The organism is Kineococcus gynurae, from assembly GCF_042433995.1.
Taxonomy (GTDB): domain Bacteria; phylum Actinomycetota; class Actinomycetes; order Actinomycetales; family Kineococcaceae; genus Kineococcus; species Kineococcus gynurae.
In genome coordinates this window covers 91,554-109,499 of sequence record NZ_JBHLUI010000009.1, presented here as the reverse complement: position 1 = coordinate 109,499, position 17,946 = coordinate 91,554, and the positions used below count along the sequence as shown (strand labels likewise).

The window sequence follows — 17,946 nt, the reverse complement described above, 5'->3', positions numbered from 1 at the left end:
GGGCGCCACGGGCCCGGCCTGCATCTCGTCGCCGCTCGCGCCCCCTTCCACCGGTCCATCGGTCGAGCGACGCGTCCGTCCGGGCCGCCCGGCCGACGTAACCTGCGGGGGTGCCCGCCCTGACCTCCCCGCCCCGGCTGCTGCCCGGACTCCTGCTGGCCGCCGTCGGCGGAGCGGCCCTGTGGTCGGCCTTCCCCGGTTCGGTCTCGGCCGCGGGCTGGTGGGCCGCGGCCCCGCTCGGCGTGGCCCTGCTGGTCGTGGCGAGCGCTGGGGCCCGCGCCCGCCGGGGCGCCCTGCTCGGGTTCGTGTTCGGCTTCGTCTTCCTCTTCCCGCACCTGCACTGGTCGGGCATCTACGTGGGCCTGCTCCCGTGGACCGCCCTGGCGGTGGTCTCGGCCGCGTTCTACGGCGTCTACGGGGCGTTCCTGCCGCGGTTGCTGCGGTCGCGGCTCGGACTGGGGCCGGTGGCGGTCGCGGCGGGCTGGGTGGCGCTGGAGGCGGCCCGCGCCCGGTTCCCCTTCGGGGGGTTCCCGTGGGGCAAGGTGGCCTTCTCGCAGGCGGACGCCCCGACGCTGGGGCTCGCGGCGCTGGGGGGTTCGGCCGCGGTCTCGTTCGTGACCGTGCTGGCGGGGGCACTGCTGGGGTGGGGGCTGCTGGCGCTGCGCCGGGTCCCGGCCCCGCCGGACGCCGCCCGGGGGGCGGGCCGGCTGCGGGCCTTCGCCGTCGCCGCGGTGCTGGCGGTGCTGGTCGGCGCGGTCGGGGCGCTCGTGCCGCGCCCGAGCGCGGCCGAGGACGGGACGCGTCGCATCGCCGCGGTGCAGGGCAACGTGCCCGAGGCCGGCCTGGAGTTCAACGCGGAACGCCGGGCGGTCCTGGACAACCACGCGAACGCGACGCTGGAGCTCGCGCGGGCGGTCCGGGAGGGCCGGGCGGCGCAGCCGGACCTGGTGCTCTGGCCGGAGAACTCCTCCGACATCGACCCGCTGCGCAACCCCGACGCGGCGGCCGTCATCGAGCAGGCCACCGACGCCATCGACGCCCCGGTCCTGGTGGGGGCCGTGCTGGAGGAGCCCGCACCGGACCTGTCCAACGCCGGGTTGGTGTCGCTGCCGGGGGAGGGGCTGTCGGGGGCCACGGTGGAGAACCTGCGCCGCTACGTGAAGCACCGCCCGGCGCCCTTCGGCGAGTTCATGCCCTACCGGTCGTTCTTCCGGATCTTCAGCGACAAGGTCGACCTGGTCCGCCACGACTTCGTCCACGGCAGCGGCCCGAGCGTGGTCGAGATGGACGGGGTCCGGGTCGGCGACGTCATCTGCTTCGAGGTGGCCTTCGACGACCTGCCGGTGCAGGCGGTCCGCGACGGGGCCGAGATGATCGTCGTGCAGACCAACAACGCGACCTTCGGCTTCAGCGACGAGGCGGTGCAGCAGCTGGCCATGTCGCGGCTGCGGGCCGTCGAGACCGGGCGCAGCGTGGTGCAGATCTCGACGGTGGGGGTCAGTTCGATCATCACCCCCGACGGCCGGGCGACGGAGTCGAGCCGGTTGTTCACCCGCGCGGTCCTGCAGGGTGAGGTGCCGCTGCGCACGTCGACGACGTGGGCCGTGCGCCTGGGGTCGGCACCGGAACTCGGGCTGTGCGTCCTCGCGTTGGTCCTGGTGGGGACCGCGCGCCGCGGCCCCCGGACCGGTCGTCGGCGGGGGCCCGCCGGGCCGCCCGTCCCCGCCCGCCAACCGGAGGTCGTCCCGTGAGGTCGCGCGCACCCTGGATCCTGCTCGGACTGCTGGTGCTGCTGGGGGTCGAGATCTGGCTGCTGACCGTGCTGGCCGACCTGATCGGGGTCGTCGGCGTGGTGGCGCTGCTCGTGCTGGAGACCGCGGCCGGGATCCTGGTGCTGCGCCGGGCCGGGCGGTCCGGTCTGGCCGCGCTGCGGGAGGTCTCCGCGCAGGCGCCGGGGTCCCCGGCGGCGCGACGGACCTCGCGGGGCGTCGGCGACGCGCTGCTGGTCGGCGCGGCCGGAGTGCTGCTGGTCCTGCCGGGCTTGGTGGGCGACGTGCTGGCCCTGCTCTTCCTGTTCCCGCCGACGCGTCGGGCGTTGACCGCGCTGGGGGCCCGGTGGGCCCGTCGGCGGGTCGAGCGGGCGGTGCGCGAGGGACGGGCGACGGTCCTCGTCGACGGGCGCCCGGTCACGCCGGGGCCGGACGCACGACGGCCCCGCCACGGGGGTGGCGGGGCCGCTCCTGCCGATCGTCGTGACGACCGCCGTGACGACGTCGTCGAGGGCGAGGTCCTTCCCCCGCGCGAGGTGAGCGACGGTCGCTGACCGTCACGGCCCCGGCGGGGGCTGGGGACCTCAGGCGCTCTGCTTCACCGTGCGCCGACGCAGCAGCTCGAGCCGCTCGTCGAGCAGGGTCTCGAGTTCGGCGATGGTCCGACGTTCCAGGAGCATGTCCCAGTGCGTCCGGGGCGGTTTGACCGCCTTCTTCTCCGGCGCGTCGGTGTCGGCCCGCAGGGCCTCGGCACCGCAGCGGCACTCCCACAGCGGAGGCACCTCCGCCTCCAACGACATCGGCACGACGACCGTGTGATCGTTGGGGCAGTGGTAGGTGATCTGCTGACGTTCCGCCGGCTCGACGCCGGATTCACTCTCGAGACTGGCCGATCCGAGGCGGGAGCCCCGGAGGTTTCGCTCGCTCATCTGAACTCCCTACCGTCCTCTCCCGACGACTGAGGGGGAAAGGACTCTGCTAGCGGAACGTCGGTACGGGGCCCGCTGTTCCGGCATCCTGCCTCCGGCTTGTGGAGGTCATGTGTGCGGACCGATCAAGCTGTGTCACTGAGTGTGACCACCCTGGGCCTGTCTCGCACCTTCGGTGACGTCCACCCGTCGGAGCAGGACGGCGCCCACGACGAAGAAGGCCAGCAGGGCCAGGATGGCCGGCCGGTAGGAGCCGGTCAGCTGGGCCACCAGCCCGAAGATCAGGGTCCCCAGCCAGCTCGTCCCGCGCTCCCCGGCCTGGTACAGGCTGAAGTACTCCGCCTCGGCACCGACCGGGACCAGTCGCGAGTACATCGAGCGGGCGAGGGCCTGCGTCCCGCCGAGCACCAGTCCGATGAGCACGGCGAGCAGCAGCCAGGTGGTGAACGCCCCGCGCGGCACGCCGAAGGCGGCCAGCACGGTGACCGACCACAGCACCAGACCGACCAGCACGGTGTTCTTGGCCCCGAAGCGGCCCGCCGCCCGACCGAACAGCAGGGCCCCGACGAAGGCGACGGCCTGGACCAGCAGGATCGTGGTGACCAGTTGCGACGTGCTGAACCCGAGCTCCTCGGCCCCGTAGATGCTGGCCGCGGCGATGACGGTCTGGATCCCGTCGTTGAAGATCAGGTAGGCGAGCAGGAAGCGCAGCACCTGCGGGTAGCGGCGCAGCCCCTTCAGCGTCGTGAGGAGCTGCCGGAACGGGGCGCCGGGCCCGCGTCCGGCCACCCGGCTGTCCGCCACCGGGTCGCGACGGGGCAGCGTGCGCAGCCCGGCGAGCGCGACGAGGGTGAAGACGCCCCACCAGATCCCGGCCGAGGCGAGCGACACCTGCACGGCCTGCCCGGCGTCGAGGCCGAGGGCGCCGGGGAAGGTCACCAGCGCCAGGTTGAGCGCCAGCAGGAGGAACCCGCCCAGGTACCCCAGGGCCCACCCCCGCGAGGACGTGCGGTCCCGGTCCTCGGGCGGGGACACGTCGCAGAGCAACGCGTCGTAGACGACGAGCGAGCAGACGAGCGACGCGGTGGCCACCAGGGCCAGCAGCACCCCCAGCTGCCAGCGGTCACCCCCGATCGCCGCCATCGCGGTGGCCGCGACCGCCCCGATCCCCGCGAACACGCCCAGCCAGCGGTGGCGGTGGGTGCTGCGGTCGACGAGGGCCCCGACCAGCGGCAGGAGCAGCGCCGACAGCAGCGTGGCCGCGGTGATCGTGTAGAGGGCCAGGGACCCGGCGGCGACCGGCACACCCAGCACCGACAGCGGGGTCCGGCAGACCTCGCCCTCGGCGAGCCCCGGGCAGGCCGCCCGTCGGGCGACCACCGTCAGGTAGGGCGCGAACAGGACGGTCTGGGTGGTGGTCACGTAGGCCGAGTTGGCCCAGTCGTAGACGTACCAGCTGCGCCGCGCCCGACGCAGCGGGTCGGCGGGACCGGCCGCCGAGGGGACCGGGGGCGCGGGGGGTGGGACCGGGGTCACGGCTCGATGCTGCCGGACCCGCGACCCCGGCGGGTCACGACGGGCCGGGACCACCCCGACGGAGGAGTTCGGCGCGGGCCAGGTCGGCCCGGTCGGTGATGACCGCGTCGACGCCGAGGTCGAGCAGGGCGCTCATCTGGACCGGGTCGTCGATGGTCCAGCAGTGCACCTGGGCCCCGCCGGCGTGGACGAGCTCGACGAGCCGTTCGGTGACGACGGGGACCGACATGCCGAGGACGTGCGTGCGGACCGGGATCTGCAGGGCGTCGGCCCCGGCCAGGGCGGCCCGGACCCCGAAGCGGCTGCCCGCGCGGGCCGCGGCGAGCACGGCGGCGACGCGCGCGCTGCCGACCGAGGTCGCGACCCGTCCGGCGGAGGAGTGCGCGGCGGTCACGACCGCCTGCCGCACCCGCTCGGAGAAGGACGTGATGAGCAGGCGTTCGGCGCTGCGGGTGCGGCGGACGACCTCGGCCAACGGCTCGACGGCCTCGGCCACCTTGCAGTCGACGTTGATCCTCAGCTGCGGGAACGCCGCCAGGACCTCCTCGAAACGGGGCACGGCCTCCCGTCCGCCGATCCGGGCCCGGGCGACCCGGTCCCAGGAGGTCTCGGCCAGCAGACCGACGGAGTCGGTGACGCGGTCGAGCCGGTCGTCGTGGAAGGCGACGAGGACGCCGTCTGCGGTGCAGCGCACGTCGGTCTCGACGTGGGTGAGACCGAGGTCGGCGGCCGCGGCGAAGGCGGCCAGCGAGTTCTCCCGGCCGTCCAGGGAGAACCCCCGGTGGGCCATCGCGAACGGGGTGCCGACCGCGCAGAAGGGGTGCCGGGGCGGCGGCCAGGCGGCGCCCCCGTGGCCCCCGGAGGGCCCCATCAGCCGGAGTACTCCCAGTGCCAGGGCTCGAAGGGCCCCTTGCCGCCCTGGTCGGCCCAGCTCGGGTGGATCCAGCCGAACACGGCCGAGTTGCGCTTCATCCAGAGGAACTGGGCCGAGCCGTAGCTCTGCACCCCGCACCCGAGGTCCACGGCGATGCCGAGACCGTGGCGGGAGGTGCCGGGGGTGGCGGCCAGGCTGGGCTTGCGCTTCTTGACGTCGATCTGCTCGGCCAGCGTCCGGTAGGAGTCGGTGACGCACAGGGGACGCCCGAACTGCTGCTGGTAGGCCTGGCTGAGCTGGTTGAACGCGTTGGCCGCGTCGGCCCGCAGCACGTGCGAGCTGGTCCCGTAGAGGGGGCAGAGCGCCGAGCGCGGGATCATCCCGTTCGGGTAGCCGGAGGTGGAGGAGCCCTTGCAGTCCCCGACGGTGCCGGTGACGCCGCCCGAGATCCCGACGCTCGAGCGCGACTGCGCCGCGAGCCGGGCGAGCTCCGCGGCCCGCTCGGCGGCGAGCTGGGAGGCCTTCTGGGAGTCGGCGTCGGCGCCGGCGGCCGCGCTGGCCTGCAGGGCCGCGAGCGCCGCGACCTGGGTCCGCTGCTCGGCGACGAGGCGGTCGGACTCCTGCTTGGCGGCGGTGGCGGCCTCGGCCTGGGTGCGCGCCTCGGTCGCGGCCGCCGCCGCGCGCTCGGTCGCGTCGACCTGGACGATCTTGGCCTGCTCGTACTCGTTGACGGCGTTGGTGCGCCCGTCGCCGATGCGCTTGACCGAGGCCAGGGCGCTGGCCGCGTCGTCGGTGTTGCCCTCCTGCAGGACGCTGACGAGGCCGGAGTACTCCTGCAGCGTGCCGCCGCCGCGGTAGGCCTGCGAGGCCCACTGGCCCATCTCGACCTTGCCGCGGGCCAGGGTCTCCTCGGCCACCCGCAGCCGTTCCTGCTGGGTCGCCTCCTCGGTCTCGGCGGCCTGGCGGGCCTCCACGGCCTGCTGGTAGCGCTCGAGGGCCGCGTTGGCCTGCGCGGCGAGGGCGTCGAGCTGGGCCTCGGCCCCGGTGAGCTGGGCCTGGGCGGCGTCGGCCGCGGCGCGGGAGGCGGCGGCCGCCTGTCGGGCGGCCTCGACCTCCTCGGGCGAGGGGGCGGCCACGAAGGCCGAGGGAGCGGTGAGGGGGGCGGTGAGGGGGGCGGCGGAGGCCGCGGCGACCGGGCCGACGACGGCTCCTCCGAGGGCCAGACCGAGCGAGAGGCCGGCCGTCCCGACCACCGCGGAGGTGGCGAGGAGGGCGGAACGCAGGCGCCGGTGAGGTCGCGTGGAGGGCTGCAAGTCGGTTACGTCCAGGTCGTTCGGGGGCGGCGGGCCCGGGTCGGATGGTGGAGGTTCTCGGCAGCCCTGGCGGGGGCTCGGTGTCGGGAAGTGCTTCGACAGTACCTGTCGGTACCTCGGCAGTTGAAGGTCCGACATCCAGGTGTGGACAGCTTTTGTGAGGTGAATCACGTCACAAGCCGTCAATCAACCGTTCGGATGAGTTCCACGACTCACCCGACCGGCCTACACCGGAAGGAGGGGAGCGGTCCCCCGGCCGGGGGCGTCCGTCCTGGCCTGGCACCCTGCCGGGGTGCCCCCGTCCGCCCGTCCCGAGCCCGCGGACCCCGCTCACCCGCCCGGCGACCGGTTCGGCGACCGGCTCGGGGCCGGCCCCTCGGAGCGGACGCTGGCGACGGTCGCCGGGGCCGCGGCCAACGACGCGGGGGGTCTCGACCCCGCCCTGCTCGCCGGTTTCCTGCCCGACGTGTGCGAGGCGGTCCAGGCCCGTCGACGGCTGCCCGGGTCCCGCATGGACGGCTACCGCCGGACGGGGGAGGAGGCGGCCCTCGCCGGGGTGGCGCTGCGGTCCCTGCTCGACCTGTACCTCTCGGCGGCCTGGCGGTTGTGGCGGACCCTGCCCGTCGTGCGCGACGCGGCCCGTGATCCCGACGGGGTGGTCCGGGCCGGTGAGGTGGTGCTGCGGGCGGCCGACGACGCCGTCGCCGCGATCACCGAGGGCTACCAGCAGGCCCGTCGCCGGGTCGTCCGACAGGAGGAGAGCGAGCGCCGCGAGTTCGTCGACGCGCTGCTCGCGGGCAGTTCCGACGTGCCCGGTCTCCTCGGCCGGGCCCAGCGCTACGGGCTGGACCTGGAGGCGCCGCACGCCGTCGCCGTCGTGCGGACCGGGGCGGGGACGTCGGCGGTGGACCTGCTGCCGTCGGTGGAACGGGTCCTGCTCGACGCCCACGTCGGGACGGGCGGGCTGGTGGCCACGAAGGACGGGGCGCTGGTCGTGGTGTTCGCCGCGCCCGAGGCGGCCGCGAACGGTCGCCTGCAGGAGCGACTCGTGCGGGCGTTGGACGCCCCGCAGCGCAGCGGGTGGCGGGCGGGGCTCTCCCGGGCCCGCAGCGGCCCGGCCGGGGTGGTCGCCTCCTACGACGAGGCCCGTCGGGCGGTGGACCTGGCCCGGCGCCTGGACCTGCCCCCGGGGGTGGCCGAGGCGGCGGACCTGCTGGTCTTCGACGTGCTGCTGCGTGACCGGGCCGCGGCGGCCGACCTGGTGGAGTCGACGTTGGGCGGGTTGCGCGAGGCGCGCGGGGGAGCGGGGCCCTACCTGCAGACGCTGGACGTGTACCTCCGCAGCGGGGGCAACGCCACCGAGACGGGCCGCCGGCTGCACCTGTCGGTGCGGGCCGTGACGTACCGGCTGGCGCGCGTCCGGGCCCTGACCGGCATCGATCCGGGGGGTGCGGCCGACGCCTTCGCGCTGCAGGCCGCGGTCACGGCGGCACGGGCGCTGGGGTGGCCCGACCGCACGGAGATCGTCGACGACTGAGGCGAGGACAGGACGGGAACCTCGTCACCCTCCCCTTCGTTGCCGGGTTCCGGCAACGTAACGCCGCGAAGTTCTCCCGTTCCGACCAGGACGGAGGCGCCTCGCGGCGGTCACGATGGTCGGGACCCGAACTTTTCCGAGCCCCTCAGGAGACCCCTCGTGGACGTCGTACCTCTCTGGGCGTGGATCGCGCTGGCGGCGGTCATCCTCGTCATGCTGGCGATCGACCTCTTCTCCCACCGCGGAGCCCACGTCATCGAATTCAAGGAAGCCGCGATCTGGAGCGCCGTGTGGGTCGGCGTGGCCATCATCTTCGGCGTCATCATCTTCCTGACCCGGGGTGTGGACCACGGTGTCGACTACACGACCGCCTGGTTGCTGGAGAAGAGTCTCTCCGTCGACAACCTCTTCGTCTTCGCGCTGATCTTCGGGTACTTCAAGGTGCCCCGGGAGTACCAGCACCGGGTGCTGTTCTTCGGTGTCCTCGGCGCCCTGGTGTTCCGCGGCATCTTCCTGGGCCTCGGCGTCGCGATCGTCGAGCGGTTCACCGCGGTTTTGTTCGTCTTCGGCGCGATCCTGCTGTGGTCGGCGGTCAAGATGCTCAAGGACGACGACGAGGACGTGGACCCGAACAAGAACTTCGGCGTCCGGCTGATCCGCAAGATCATCCCGCTGAAGGACGAGTACCACGGCCAGAAGTTCTTCATCAAGGAGGCCGGCAAGCGCTTCGGCACCCCGCTGCTGGCCGTCGTCGCCGCCATCGAGGCGGCCGACCTGATCTTCGCGGTCGACAGCGTCCCCGCCGTCCTGGCGGTCACCTCCGACCCCTACATCGTCTACTCGTCCAACGCCTTCGCGATCCTGGGGCTGCGCGCCCTGTACTTCATGCTCTCGGGGCTGCTGGAGCGCTTCCACCTGCTGAGCAAGGCGCTGGCGTTCATCCTGGCCTTCATCGGCGTGAAGCTGTTCTTCCAGGCCGGGCACGAGGTCATCAGCGAGTCGATCCCGCACATCCCGAGCTGGATCAGCCTGTGCGTGATCGTGATAGCCCTGACGTTGGCGATCGTCCTCAGCCTGCGCAACCCGCAACCGGCCGAGGAGAAGCACGACGACGGGGTCCAGGTGGGCGGGCCCCGCGAGGAGGAGGTGCCGTCGTTGGTCAAGGACCCGGTCGACAGCGGCGACCGCCCCGACCGGCACTGATCCACCCCGCGCCACCCAGCACGACCCAGCGAGGGCCGCGTCCGATCCGGGCGCGGCCCTCGCCGCGTCCCGGACCGGCCGTGGAGCGGTCCCGCCGGATCAGCCGGGCCACCGCGGCCAGTGCCGGCCCGTGGCGGCGACCGTGACCGGGTCCGCCTGCTGGAGCGCGTCGAGGACGGCGGCGCGCACCACCTCGGCGGCGGCCGCCTGCACCCGGACGAGGGCCGCGACCCGCCCGTCCCGGTCGGTCGGGAGCGGGACCGCGCCGGTGGCCAGGGCGAAGACGGTGTCGCCGTCCAGCAGGGTGTGCACGGGGTCCAGGGCGCGGGCCAGGCCGGCGTGCGCCGCGGTCGCGGTGCGCGAGGTCTCGGCCGGGTCGAGCGCGGCGTCGGTGGCCACGACGACGAGCGTGGTGTTCAACGCCGTGGCTCCCGAGGGTCCCGCCGACCCGTCCGGCTCCACGGGCGCGGCGGATCGGGCGCCGGCCACCGGGTGCCCGGCGGCGTTCACCACCACGAGCGCCGCGACGGTGAGGAGGCCCGTCGCGTCGTCGGTCAGCCGCGACGCGGACGTCCCCACCCCGCCCTTCCACCGGCCCGCGACCACGGCCCCGGTGCCGGCGCCGACCGTGCCCCGGGCCACGACGACCCCGTCCGGTCCCTCGGCGGCCCGGGCCGCGGCGTAGCCGTCGGCCTCCGTGGGGTGGGCCCGGAAGTCGCCGCCCCGCCCGAGGTCGAAGATCGCCGCGGCGGGCACGATGGGCACCACCTCTCCGGGGCCCGTGCCGACCCGGTACCCCCGGTCCAGCTCGGCCAACCGCCGCTGCACGCCGTGGGCGGTCGCGAGACCGTAGGCGCTGCCCCCGGTCAGCACGATCGCGTCGACGGTCGGGACGAGCGTGGTCGGATCCAGCGCATCCGTCTCGTGGGTGCCCGGCCCGCCGCCGCGGACGTCGACCCCGCCGACGGTGCCCACCGGGGGGATGACCACGGTCACCCCGGTGAGCCGTCCCCCGCCGTGGTGGGTGACCTGTCCGACCCGCAGGCCGGTGACGTCGGTGAGGGATCCCGGGCTCATCCGGTCAGTCTGGGCCGGGTCGGGCATAGTGGCGCGGGTGCCGCTCCCGCCCGCACCCCCGTCCCCGAGCGCATCCCCGTCGCTGCGGGCGGCCGTGGTGCTGCGGCCCGCGATGATCGCCTACGCCGCCAACTGCGGCCTCGGTCTCGCAGTAGCCTCCGGGCGGGTGCACCTCGGCGGGTTCCGGTGGGTCCACCACGCGCTCTACGTCCTCACGGTCACGACGACGGGACTCGGCGCCCTGGCCCTGCTGCAGCGTCGCGACCGCGCCCTGCTGCGGCTGCTGCCGGTGGCCCTGCCGCTGGCCCTGGTGCCGCGGGTCCCGGCTCGCAGCCGCGGGCACGTGCTGGTGGCGTTGTCCGCGGCTCCCTTCTACGCGGCGGCCTGCCGCAGCGGGCGGGGGAGGTAGGCGTGGAACTGCTCGAGGCGATCCGGCGGCGTCGTACCACCAACGGCTCCTTCCGACCCGACCCGGTGCGCGCGGAGCACCAACGGTTGCTGGTCGAGGTCGCGGGCCGGGCCCCCTCGCAGCTGAACTCCCAACCCTGGCGGTTCGTCCTGGTCGAGGACCCGGCCCGCATCGCCGAGGTGGCCCGCATCAGCGGGGAGTCCATGACGACCGCGATGCGCTCGGGGGCGTTCTTCCGTCGGTACCGGCGCTGGTTCCGGTTCTCGCCGGAGGAGATGGCGGTCGAACGCAGCGGCATGCTCTTCGACCGGTTGCCGCCGGCGCTGCGACCGTTCCGCCGGTTGGTGTTCACCCCGTTCGGGCAGCAGACGATGAACGCGCTACGGGTGCCCCAACGCCTCGGGGCGGACAACCGGGATCTCGTCGCCGGTTCCCCCCTGCTGCTGGCCGTGCTGCTCGACCGGGCCGAGCACCGGCCGGGGGAGCTCTCGGCCTTCTACTCCCTGTTCAGCATGGGAGCGGCGATGGAGAACGTCTGGCTGACCACCGTGGAACTCGGTCTCGGGATCCAGTTCGTGTCCTTCCCGATGGAGGTCCCCGGTCGCTGGGCGGAGCTGGAACGGTTGTTCGCCGTCCCCGACGACCTGGAACTCATGGCGGTGTACCGCATCGGGTACCTGCCCGAGCACGCCCGCCGTCCCAGCATCGACTGGTCCAGCTCGCAGCGGCGGCTGCCCTCGCAGTACGTGTTCCGCGACTCCTGCGCCACCCCGCAGGAGGGCTGGGACGACCCCGGGGACCCGTTGCCGCCCGAGCCGACCGGGGCTCCGTGAGCACCGACGACCCCGCGGGGCCGGTGGACGTCCTGGTGGTCGGGGCGGGTCCCACCGGCTTGCTGCTGGCCGCCGAGCTGCGCCTGGCCGGGGCCCGGGTCCTCGTCCTGGAACGCGACCGGGAACCCTCGCCGGTCGTGCGTTCCCTCGGCCTGCACGTCCGCAGCATCGAGATCATGGACATGCGGGGTCTGCTGGAGGGGTTTCTCGCCGCGGGTAGGGTCGTGCGGGCCGGGGGTTTCTTCGCGGGGTTGTCGACGCAGTGGCCCGACGACCTGGACACCTCCCACGGGTACGTCCTGGCGATCCCGCAGCCGCGCACCGAGCAGTTGCTGACCACCCACGCGGAGTCCCTCGGGGTCGAGATCCGTCGCGGGGTCGAGGTGGTCGGGCTGGAGCAGGACGCCGACGGGGTGCGCGTCGAGCTCGCCGGGGGAGACCGGGTGCGGGCCGGTCATCTGGTGGGGTGCGACGGCGGACGCAGCCGGATCCGTCGCCTCGTCGGGACCGCGTTCCCGGGTGAGCCGACGCGGGTCGAGACCCTGATCGCCGAGCTCGAGGTCGCGATGCCGGCCGAGGAGGTCGCCGAACGGGTGGTCGCCGTGCGGCGCACCGAGAAGCGTTTCGGCGTGGGCCCGGTGGGCGGGGGGCTGTTCCGGGTCGTCGTGCCCGCCGCCGGGGTCGCGGCCCGGGGGGCGCCCGGCCCCGACCTGGCCGAACTGCGCGCGCAGCTGCTGGCCGTGGCCGGCACCGACTTCGGCGTCCACTCCCCGCGCTGGACCTCCCGGTTCGGTGACGCCACCCGGCTGGCCGAGCGGTACCGGACCGGGCGGGTGCTGCTGGCCGGCGACGCCGCGCACGTCCATCCGCCCACGGGCGGGCAGGGGCTGAACCTCGGCCTCCAGGACGCGCTGAACCTGGGGTGGAAACTGGCCGCGGCCGCCGCCGGCACCGCCCCGGAGGGCCTGCTCGACAGCTACCACGCCGAACGCCATCCGGTCGCGGCCGACGTCCTCTCCCTGACCCGGGCCCAGTCGGAACTCCTGTCCACCGAGCCCGGTCCGCAGGCGGTGCGACGACTGCTGACCGAACTGGTCGACCTCCCCGAGGTCAACCGGACCCTCGTCGAGAAGATCACCGCGATCGGGGTCCGCTACGACCTCGGCGACCCCCACCCCCTGGTCGGGCGGCGGTTGCGGGACCTCCCGCTGGAGCGGGGGACCCTCTACGCCGAGTTCCGCACCGGGGGCGGTCTGCTGCTCGACCGCGACGCGCGGTTCTCGTCGTCCGCCGCGCCCTGGGGCGGACGGGTGCGGACCGTGGCCGCTCCCGGCCCGGTACCGGGGGTCGGGCCGTCCGCGGGGGTCCTCCTGCGCCCCGACGGGCACGTGGCCTGGGTGGGGGAGGACCCCGACGGACTGCGCCCGGCCCTGCTCAGGTGGTTCGGTCCACCGGGCCGCTGACCTCCGGGGCCTCCGGGTCGATCACGCTCCGGTGCCCGCTGCGGGCGAGGTCGTCGGCGACCGCCCGCGCGGTCGCCGCGTCCGCCACGTCGAGGACAGCCACCACCCCGGCGTCGACCAGCAGCCGCAGCACCTCGGTGGTCCGCCGCCACGCCTCGCGCCGGTCGGCGGCCGATTCGTGCAGGTCCTCCAGCAGACCGTGGCGCAGGTTCGCGGCTGCGACCACGTAGCCGTCGCGACCCTCCGCCCGCACCCCGTCGGCCAGGGTCTCGGCGGGCACCGGCGCGTCGGCGGTGAGCAGGACGGCCACGCCGCCGCGGTCGCCACCCGCCGGGGCGATCCAACCGCCGGCGGCGGTGGTCGTGCCCCGCCGCCGCGGCACCGCACGACGCACCACGCCGGCGGCGACGGTGTCGTGGGTGTGCGCCTCGATGAGGACGAACGCCCCCATGTCCCGGTTCTCGACGTACGGCTCCACCACCAGGTCCGTCGCGGTGCGCACGGTGATCTCGCCGATGTCGTTGAGCTGCAACGACTCCGGTCGCTCGTGCTCGGAGAGGGTGCCCGGGTCGAGCCGGTCGTGCAGGGCGGTGACCTCGGCCCGCACCGTACGGGTCGTGTGCTTCAGCAGCAGGGTCTGCCCGACCCGCAGGGGTTCGGTGGCCATCCAGCACACCTGGGCGCGCAGCTCCCGGGTGACGACCGGGCCGGCCCCGGGGGAGACCAGGACCTCGCCGCGGCCGACGTCGACCTCGTCGGCCAGCTCCACGGTCACCGAGAGCCCGGCGACGGCGACGTCACGGTCGTCGTCGAGCGTGTCCAGCGCGGTGATGCGGGTGCGTGCCCCCGAGGGCAGGGCGAGCACCTCGTCACCCACCCGCAGGGTGCCCGCGGCCATCCGTCCCGTGTAGGTGCGCCCGCGACCGGCCACCGGTCGCGACACCCACTGCACCGGCAGCCGCAGCCGTCCGGCTCCGTGGTCCGGCGGGGCGACCTCGACGGTGTCGAGGTGCTCCAGCAAGGTGGGGCCCTCGTAGAAGTCGGTGAGGGTCGAGCGCCGCGCGACGTTGTCGCCGTCCTTCGCGGCGATGGGGACGACCAGCATCGGCACGCCGAGCTTGGCGGCCACCTCGTCCAGCTCGCGGCGCACGGCGTGGAACCGGTCGGCGTCGAAGTCGACGAGATCCATCTTGTTGACGGCCGCCACCAGGTGCGGGACCCCGAGCAGCGTCGCGATCCGGGCGTGGCGACGCGTCTGGTCGAGCACCCCCGCGCGCACGTCGACCAGCAGCATCGCCAGGTGCGCGTTCGAGGTTCCGGTCACCATGTTCCGCGTGTAGCGCTCGTGGCCCGGGGTGTCGGCCAGGACGTAGTTGCGCCGCGCGGTGGAGAAGAACCGGTAGGCGACGTCGATGGTGATCCCCTGCTCCCGTTCGGCCCGCAGCCCGTCGGAGAGCGCCGCCAGGTCGGGGCCCCCGGGCCCGTCGACGGCAGCGAGGTGGTCGGTCGGCAGCGATCCGGTGTCCAGCAGCAACCGGCCGATCAGGGTCGACTTGCCGTCGTCGACCGAACCGGCCGTGGACATCCGCAGTAGTTCCCGCATCAGAAGTACCCCTCCCGTTTGCGGTCCTCCATGGCCGCCGCCGAGGTGCGGTCGTCGGCCCGGGTCTGCCCGCGTTCGCTGACCGTGACCGCGCTGATCTCCTCGATGACCGCGTCGAGGGTTCTCGCCGTGGACCGCACGGCCCCGGTGATGGTGAGGTCGCCGACCGTCCGGTACCGCACCGACAACCGCTGCACGGTCTCGGCGGGGCCCGGGGTGACGAACTCGGACACCGCGAGCAGCATCCCGTCGCGCTCGACCACGTCGCGCTCGTGGGCGAAGTAGATCTCGGGCAGTTCGAGGTCCTCGGCGCGGATGTAGCGCCAGACGTCCAGCTCGGTCCAGTTGCTGAGGGGGAACACCCGGACGTGCTCGCCGCGGTGGATCACTCCGTTGTAGAGCGACCACGGTTCCGGGCGCTGGTGGCGGGGGTCCCACTGGCCGTCGGCGTCGCGGAAGGAGAACACGCGTTCCTTCGCCCGGGCCCGTTCCTCGTCGCGGCGCGCCCCGCCGAAGGCGGCGTCGAAACCGCCCGCCGCCAGTGCGTCGAGCAGCGTGCGCGTCTGCAACCGGTTCCGGGAGGCGTTCGGGCCGTCCTCGCGGACCCGGCCGCGGTCGATGCTCTCCTGGACGCTCGCCACGACGAGCCGGTGCCCGCCCTCGGCCACCCGCCGGTCGCGGTAGTCGAGGACCTCGGCGAAGTTGTGACCCGTGTCGACGTGCAGGACCGGGAACGGCACGGGGGCCGGGCGGAACGCCTTCTCGGCCAGCCGCAGCAGCACGATCGAGTCCTTGCCGCCGCTGAACAGCAGGACCGGCCGTTCGAACTCGGCGGCGACCTCGCGGATGATGTGGACGGCCTCGGCCTCCAGCGCGCGCAGTTCGTCGACCCGCAGGTCCGGCGTCCCGTCCACCCCGTCGGCCACGGGCGCGGTCTCGGCCAGGGCGGTCACAGGTGGATCCCGCACTCGGTCTTGGCGGTCCCCGCCCATCGGCCCGAACGGGGGTCGGCACCCGGTGCGACCCGTGCCGTGCAGGGACGGCACCCGATGGAGGGGTAGCCGTCGTGCAGCAGGGGGTTGACCAGGACGCCGTTGTCCACGGCGTAGTCGACCAGTTCGTCGAAGCTCCACGCGGCCAACGGGTTCAGCTTCACCAGGCCGTGCCGCTCGTCGAACGTCACCAGGGGGGTGGCCGCCCGGGTGGGGGCCTCGTCGCGGCGGACCCCGGTCACCCAGGCCTCGTACCCGCGCAGCGTCGAGGCCAGCGGATCCATCTTGCGCATCCGGCAGCAGGCGGCCGGGTCCCGGTCGTGCAACCGCGCCCCGAACCGTTCGTCCTGCTCGGCGACGGTCAGTTCCGGCAGCACGTCGACGATGCGCACGGGCATCGTCGCCTCGACCGCGTCGCGCGTGCCCAGGGTCTCCGGGAAGTGGTACCCGGTCTGCAGGAAGAGGACGTCCACACCGGGAGCCGCCTGCGCGACGAGGTGGGGCAGGACGGCGTCGGCCATGCTGCAGGCGACGGCCAGGGTTCCCGGGAACGCGTCCGCGGCCCAGGCGAGGAGTTCCTCGGCCCCGACCTCACCGAGCGCACGCCCCTCCTCGACCAGCGCGCGCAGGTCCGCCTCGGGGCGCAGCTCGCGCCGGCGGGGGGTTTCCAGGTCGATCATCGCAGGGCCTCCTCGTCGCTGCGGTGGGCCCAGGAGGCGAACGTCTCGACTCCCTCGGCCGTGGTCGTGCGGGTGTCGAGGTAGCGACGGACGACGGTCTCGACGTACTCGGACAACCCGTCGGCGGTGACCTTCAACCCGCGCACCGTGCGCCCCAGGCCGGGTTCGGCCCGGTCGCTGGAGGCCAGCCCGCCGCCCAGGTGGACCTGGAAACCCGGAACCTGGTTGCCGTCACCGTCCTGGACGAGCTGACCCTTCAACCCGATGTCGGCGGTCTGGATCCGGGCGCAGGAGTTCGGGCACCCGTTGACGTGCAGCGTGATCGGCGTGTCCAGGTCGAGGTCGGCCAACCGGCGTTCGAGATCGCTGATCGCCTCGGCCGCGGTGGCCTTGGTCTCCACGATCGCGAGCTTGCAGTACTCGATGCCGGTGCAGGCGATCGTGGTCCGTCGGAACGGGGACGGGTTCGCGGTCATCCCGAGTTCCTCGGCGCCGGTCAGCAGGACGTCCAGCCGCTCGGGGTCCACGTCGAGCACGACGACCTTCTGGTGCGGGGTCAACCGGACCCGTCGCGACCCCGCGGACTCGGCCAGGTCGGCCAACCGCTGCAGCGTGCTGCCACTGACCCGTCCGACGGTGGGCGCGAGCCCCACGTAGCGACGACCGTCCTTCTGCTCGTGCACGCCGACGTGGTCCCCGCGCCCGACCGGGACCGGCGGGGGTGGGCCGTCGGGCAGTTCCCGGTGCAGGTACTCGGTCTGCAGGACCTCGCGGAACCGCTCCGGGCCCCAGTCGGCCATCAGGTACTTCAACCGCGCCTTGTTCCGCAGCCGCCGGTAGCCGTAGTCGCGGAAGATCCGGACGACGGCCAGCCACACCTCGGCCGCCTCGGCCGGGGCGACGAAGGTCCCCAGCCGGCGGGCCAGGTGCGCCGAGGTCGAGAGCCCGCCGCCGACCCACAGGTCGTACCCGGGGCCGAGCTCGGGGTGGACGACCCCGACCAGGGAGATGTCGTTGATCTCGTGCACGACGTCCTGGCTCGGGTGGCCCGTGACCGCCGACTTGAACTTGCGCGGCAGGTTCGCGAGTTCCGGGTCGCCGATGAACCGGGTCACGATCTCCTCGATGACCGGGGTGGGGTCGAGGATCTCCTCGGCCGCGATCCCGGCGACGGGCGAACCCAGCACCACGCGCGGGCAGTCCCCGCAGGCCTCGGTGGTCTGCAGGCCGACGGCCTCCAGCCGCCGCCAGATCTCGGGGACGTCCTCGACCCGCACCCAGTGCAGCTGCACGTTCTGCCGGTCGGTCAGGTCGGCGGAGTCCCGGCCGAACTCGGTGGAGATCTCCCCGACGACCCGCAGCTGCTCGGTGCTCAGCGCGCCGCCGTCGACGCGGACCCGCAGCATGAAGTACTCGTCGGACAGTTCGGTCGAGGTCAGCTGGGCCGTGCGCCCGCCGTCGATGCCGGGCCGACGTTGCGTGTAGAGGCCCCACCAGCGGAACCGGCCGTTGAGGTCGTCGGGGTCGATCGAGGCGAAGCCCTCGCGGGAGTAGACCTGCTCGATCCGTTCCCGGACGTTCAGACCCGAGTCGGCCTGCTTGAACTCCTCGTTGTGGTTGAGCGGCGCGGTGCCGTCGACCGACCACTGACCGTTGCTGCGCGCGGCGCGGGGACGGGCGGGGGCGGTGCGGGCGGGGACCGATGTCACGGATGAACCTCAGAGGGGA

General features: G+C 74.1%; 16 protein-coding genes. 7 read left to right on the top strand and 9 right to left on the bottom strand.

Annotated features, from left to right (window positions below):
* Nucleotides 1-110 precede the first annotated feature (110 nt).
* The gene (lnt, locus tag ACFFKU_RS12100) at nucleotides 111-1,751 is read left to right on the top strand and encodes an apolipoprotein N-acyltransferase (protein ID WP_380138245.1); all 1,641 of its coding nucleotides are present in this window, start codon (nucleotides 111-113) and stop codon (nucleotides 1,749-1,751) included.
* Nucleotides 1,748-2,323, top strand: coding sequence for an FxsA family protein (locus ACFFKU_RS12095; protein WP_380138243.1), 576 nt, complete (start codon nucleotides 1,748-1,750; stop codon nucleotides 2,321-2,323). Before lnt ends, ACFFKU_RS12095 begins: the two co-directional genes overlap by 4 nt.
* Before the next feature lie 30 nt (nucleotides 2,324-2,353).
* Here ACFFKU_RS12095 and ACFFKU_RS12090 read toward each other — a convergent pair whose 3' ends face one another.
* The 4 genes from ACFFKU_RS12090 to ACFFKU_RS12075 form a co-directional block, all read right to left on the bottom strand.
* A complete protein-coding gene (locus ACFFKU_RS12090) occupies nucleotides 2,354-2,698 on the bottom strand; it encodes an RNA polymerase-binding protein RbpA (protein ID WP_380138242.1) in 345 nt (114 codons plus the stop codon).
* Between the two features lie 135 nt (nucleotides 2,699-2,833).
* Nucleotides 2,834-4,234 (bottom strand): MFS transporter, encoded by a 1,401-nt coding sequence (locus tag ACFFKU_RS12085; RefSeq protein WP_380138240.1) that lies wholly within the window; start codon nucleotides 4,232-4,234, stop codon nucleotides 2,834-2,836.
* Nucleotides 4,235-4,268: 34 nt separating this feature from the next.
* Nucleotides 4,269-5,105, bottom strand: a complete 837-nt coding sequence (locus ACFFKU_RS12080; RefSeq protein WP_380138239.1) for a glycerophosphodiester phosphodiesterase family protein — start codon at nucleotides 5,103-5,105, stop codon at nucleotides 4,269-4,271.
* Nucleotides 5,105-6,421 carry a D-alanyl-D-alanine carboxypeptidase family protein gene (locus ACFFKU_RS12075; protein ID WP_380138237.1) on the bottom strand — a complete coding sequence of 439 codons (1,317 nt, stop codon included), beginning with the start codon at nucleotides 6,419-6,421 and terminating at the stop codon, nucleotides 5,105-5,107. Before ACFFKU_RS12075 ends, ACFFKU_RS12080 begins: the two co-directional genes overlap by 1 nt.
* Nucleotides 6,422-6,713: 292 nt before the next feature.
* Between ACFFKU_RS12075 and ACFFKU_RS12070 the strand changes: the two genes are divergently transcribed.
* On the top strand, nucleotides 6,714-7,958 hold the full coding sequence (locus ACFFKU_RS12070; RefSeq protein ID WP_380138235.1) for a PucR family transcriptional regulator: 1,245 nt from the start codon (nucleotides 6,714-6,716) through the stop codon (nucleotides 7,956-7,958).
* 213 nt (nucleotides 7,959-8,171) lie between these two features.
* Complete coding sequence (locus ACFFKU_RS12065) at nucleotides 8,172-9,161, top strand: TerC family protein (protein ID WP_380138695.1); 990 nt, start codon at nucleotides 8,172-8,174, stop codon at nucleotides 9,159-9,161.
* A gap of 99 nt (nucleotides 9,162-9,260) precedes the next feature.
* Here ACFFKU_RS12065 and ACFFKU_RS12060 read toward each other — a convergent pair whose 3' ends face one another.
* Nucleotides 9,261-10,238 carry a P1 family peptidase gene (locus ACFFKU_RS12060; protein WP_380138233.1) on the bottom strand — a complete coding sequence of 326 codons (978 nt, stop codon included), beginning with the start codon at nucleotides 10,236-10,238 and terminating at the stop codon, nucleotides 9,261-9,263.
* Nucleotides 10,239-10,275: 37 nt separating this feature from the next.
* Here ACFFKU_RS12060 and ACFFKU_RS12055 point away from each other — a divergent pair, with 37 nt between their 5' ends.
* From ACFFKU_RS12055 to ACFFKU_RS12045, 3 genes are read left to right on the top strand one after another with little or no spacing between them, the layout of a single operon-like run.
* Nucleotides 10,276-10,647, top strand: a complete 372-nt coding sequence (locus tag ACFFKU_RS12055) for a hypothetical protein (protein WP_380138231.1) — start codon at nucleotides 10,276-10,278, stop codon at nucleotides 10,645-10,647.
* Nucleotides 10,648-10,649: 2 nt separating this feature from the next.
* Nucleotides 10,650-11,480, top strand: coding sequence for a nitroreductase family protein (locus ACFFKU_RS12050; RefSeq protein ID WP_380138229.1), 831 nt, complete (start codon nucleotides 10,650-10,652; stop codon nucleotides 11,478-11,480).
* The gene (locus tag ACFFKU_RS12045) at nucleotides 11,477-12,943 is read left to right on the top strand and encodes an FAD-dependent monooxygenase (protein WP_380138227.1); all 1,467 of its coding nucleotides are present in this window, start codon (nucleotides 11,477-11,479) and stop codon (nucleotides 12,941-12,943) included. Before ACFFKU_RS12050 ends, ACFFKU_RS12045 begins: the two co-directional genes overlap by 4 nt.
* Here the strand turns inward: ACFFKU_RS12045 and ACFFKU_RS12040 are convergent.
* From ACFFKU_RS12040 to ACFFKU_RS12025, 4 genes are read right to left on the bottom strand one after another with little or no spacing between them, the layout of a single operon-like run.
* Nucleotides 12,915-14,528 carry a GTP-binding protein gene (locus ACFFKU_RS12040; RefSeq protein ID WP_380138226.1) on the bottom strand — a complete coding sequence of 538 codons (1,614 nt, stop codon included), beginning with the start codon at nucleotides 14,526-14,528 and terminating at the stop codon, nucleotides 12,915-12,917. The genes ACFFKU_RS12045 and ACFFKU_RS12040 overlap by 29 nt on opposite strands.
* A 17-nt stretch (nucleotides 14,529-14,545) precedes the next feature.
* Nucleotides 14,546-15,499 carry a sulfate adenylyltransferase subunit CysD gene (gene cysD, locus ACFFKU_RS12035; RefSeq protein WP_380138225.1) on the bottom strand — a complete coding sequence of 318 codons (954 nt, stop codon included), beginning with the start codon at nucleotides 15,497-15,499 and terminating at the stop codon, nucleotides 14,546-14,548.
* Entirely contained in the window at nucleotides 15,496-16,218 is a 723-nt protein-coding gene (locus tag ACFFKU_RS12030) for a phosphoadenylyl-sulfate reductase (RefSeq protein WP_380138223.1), read from the bottom strand. Before ACFFKU_RS12030 ends, cysD begins: the two co-directional genes overlap by 4 nt.
* On the bottom strand, nucleotides 16,215-17,927 hold the full coding sequence (locus tag ACFFKU_RS12025) for a nitrite/sulfite reductase (protein WP_380138221.1): 1,713 nt from the start codon (nucleotides 17,925-17,927) through the stop codon (nucleotides 16,215-16,217). Before ACFFKU_RS12025 ends, ACFFKU_RS12030 begins: the two co-directional genes overlap by 4 nt.
* Nucleotides 17,928-17,946 lie beyond the last annotated feature (19 nt).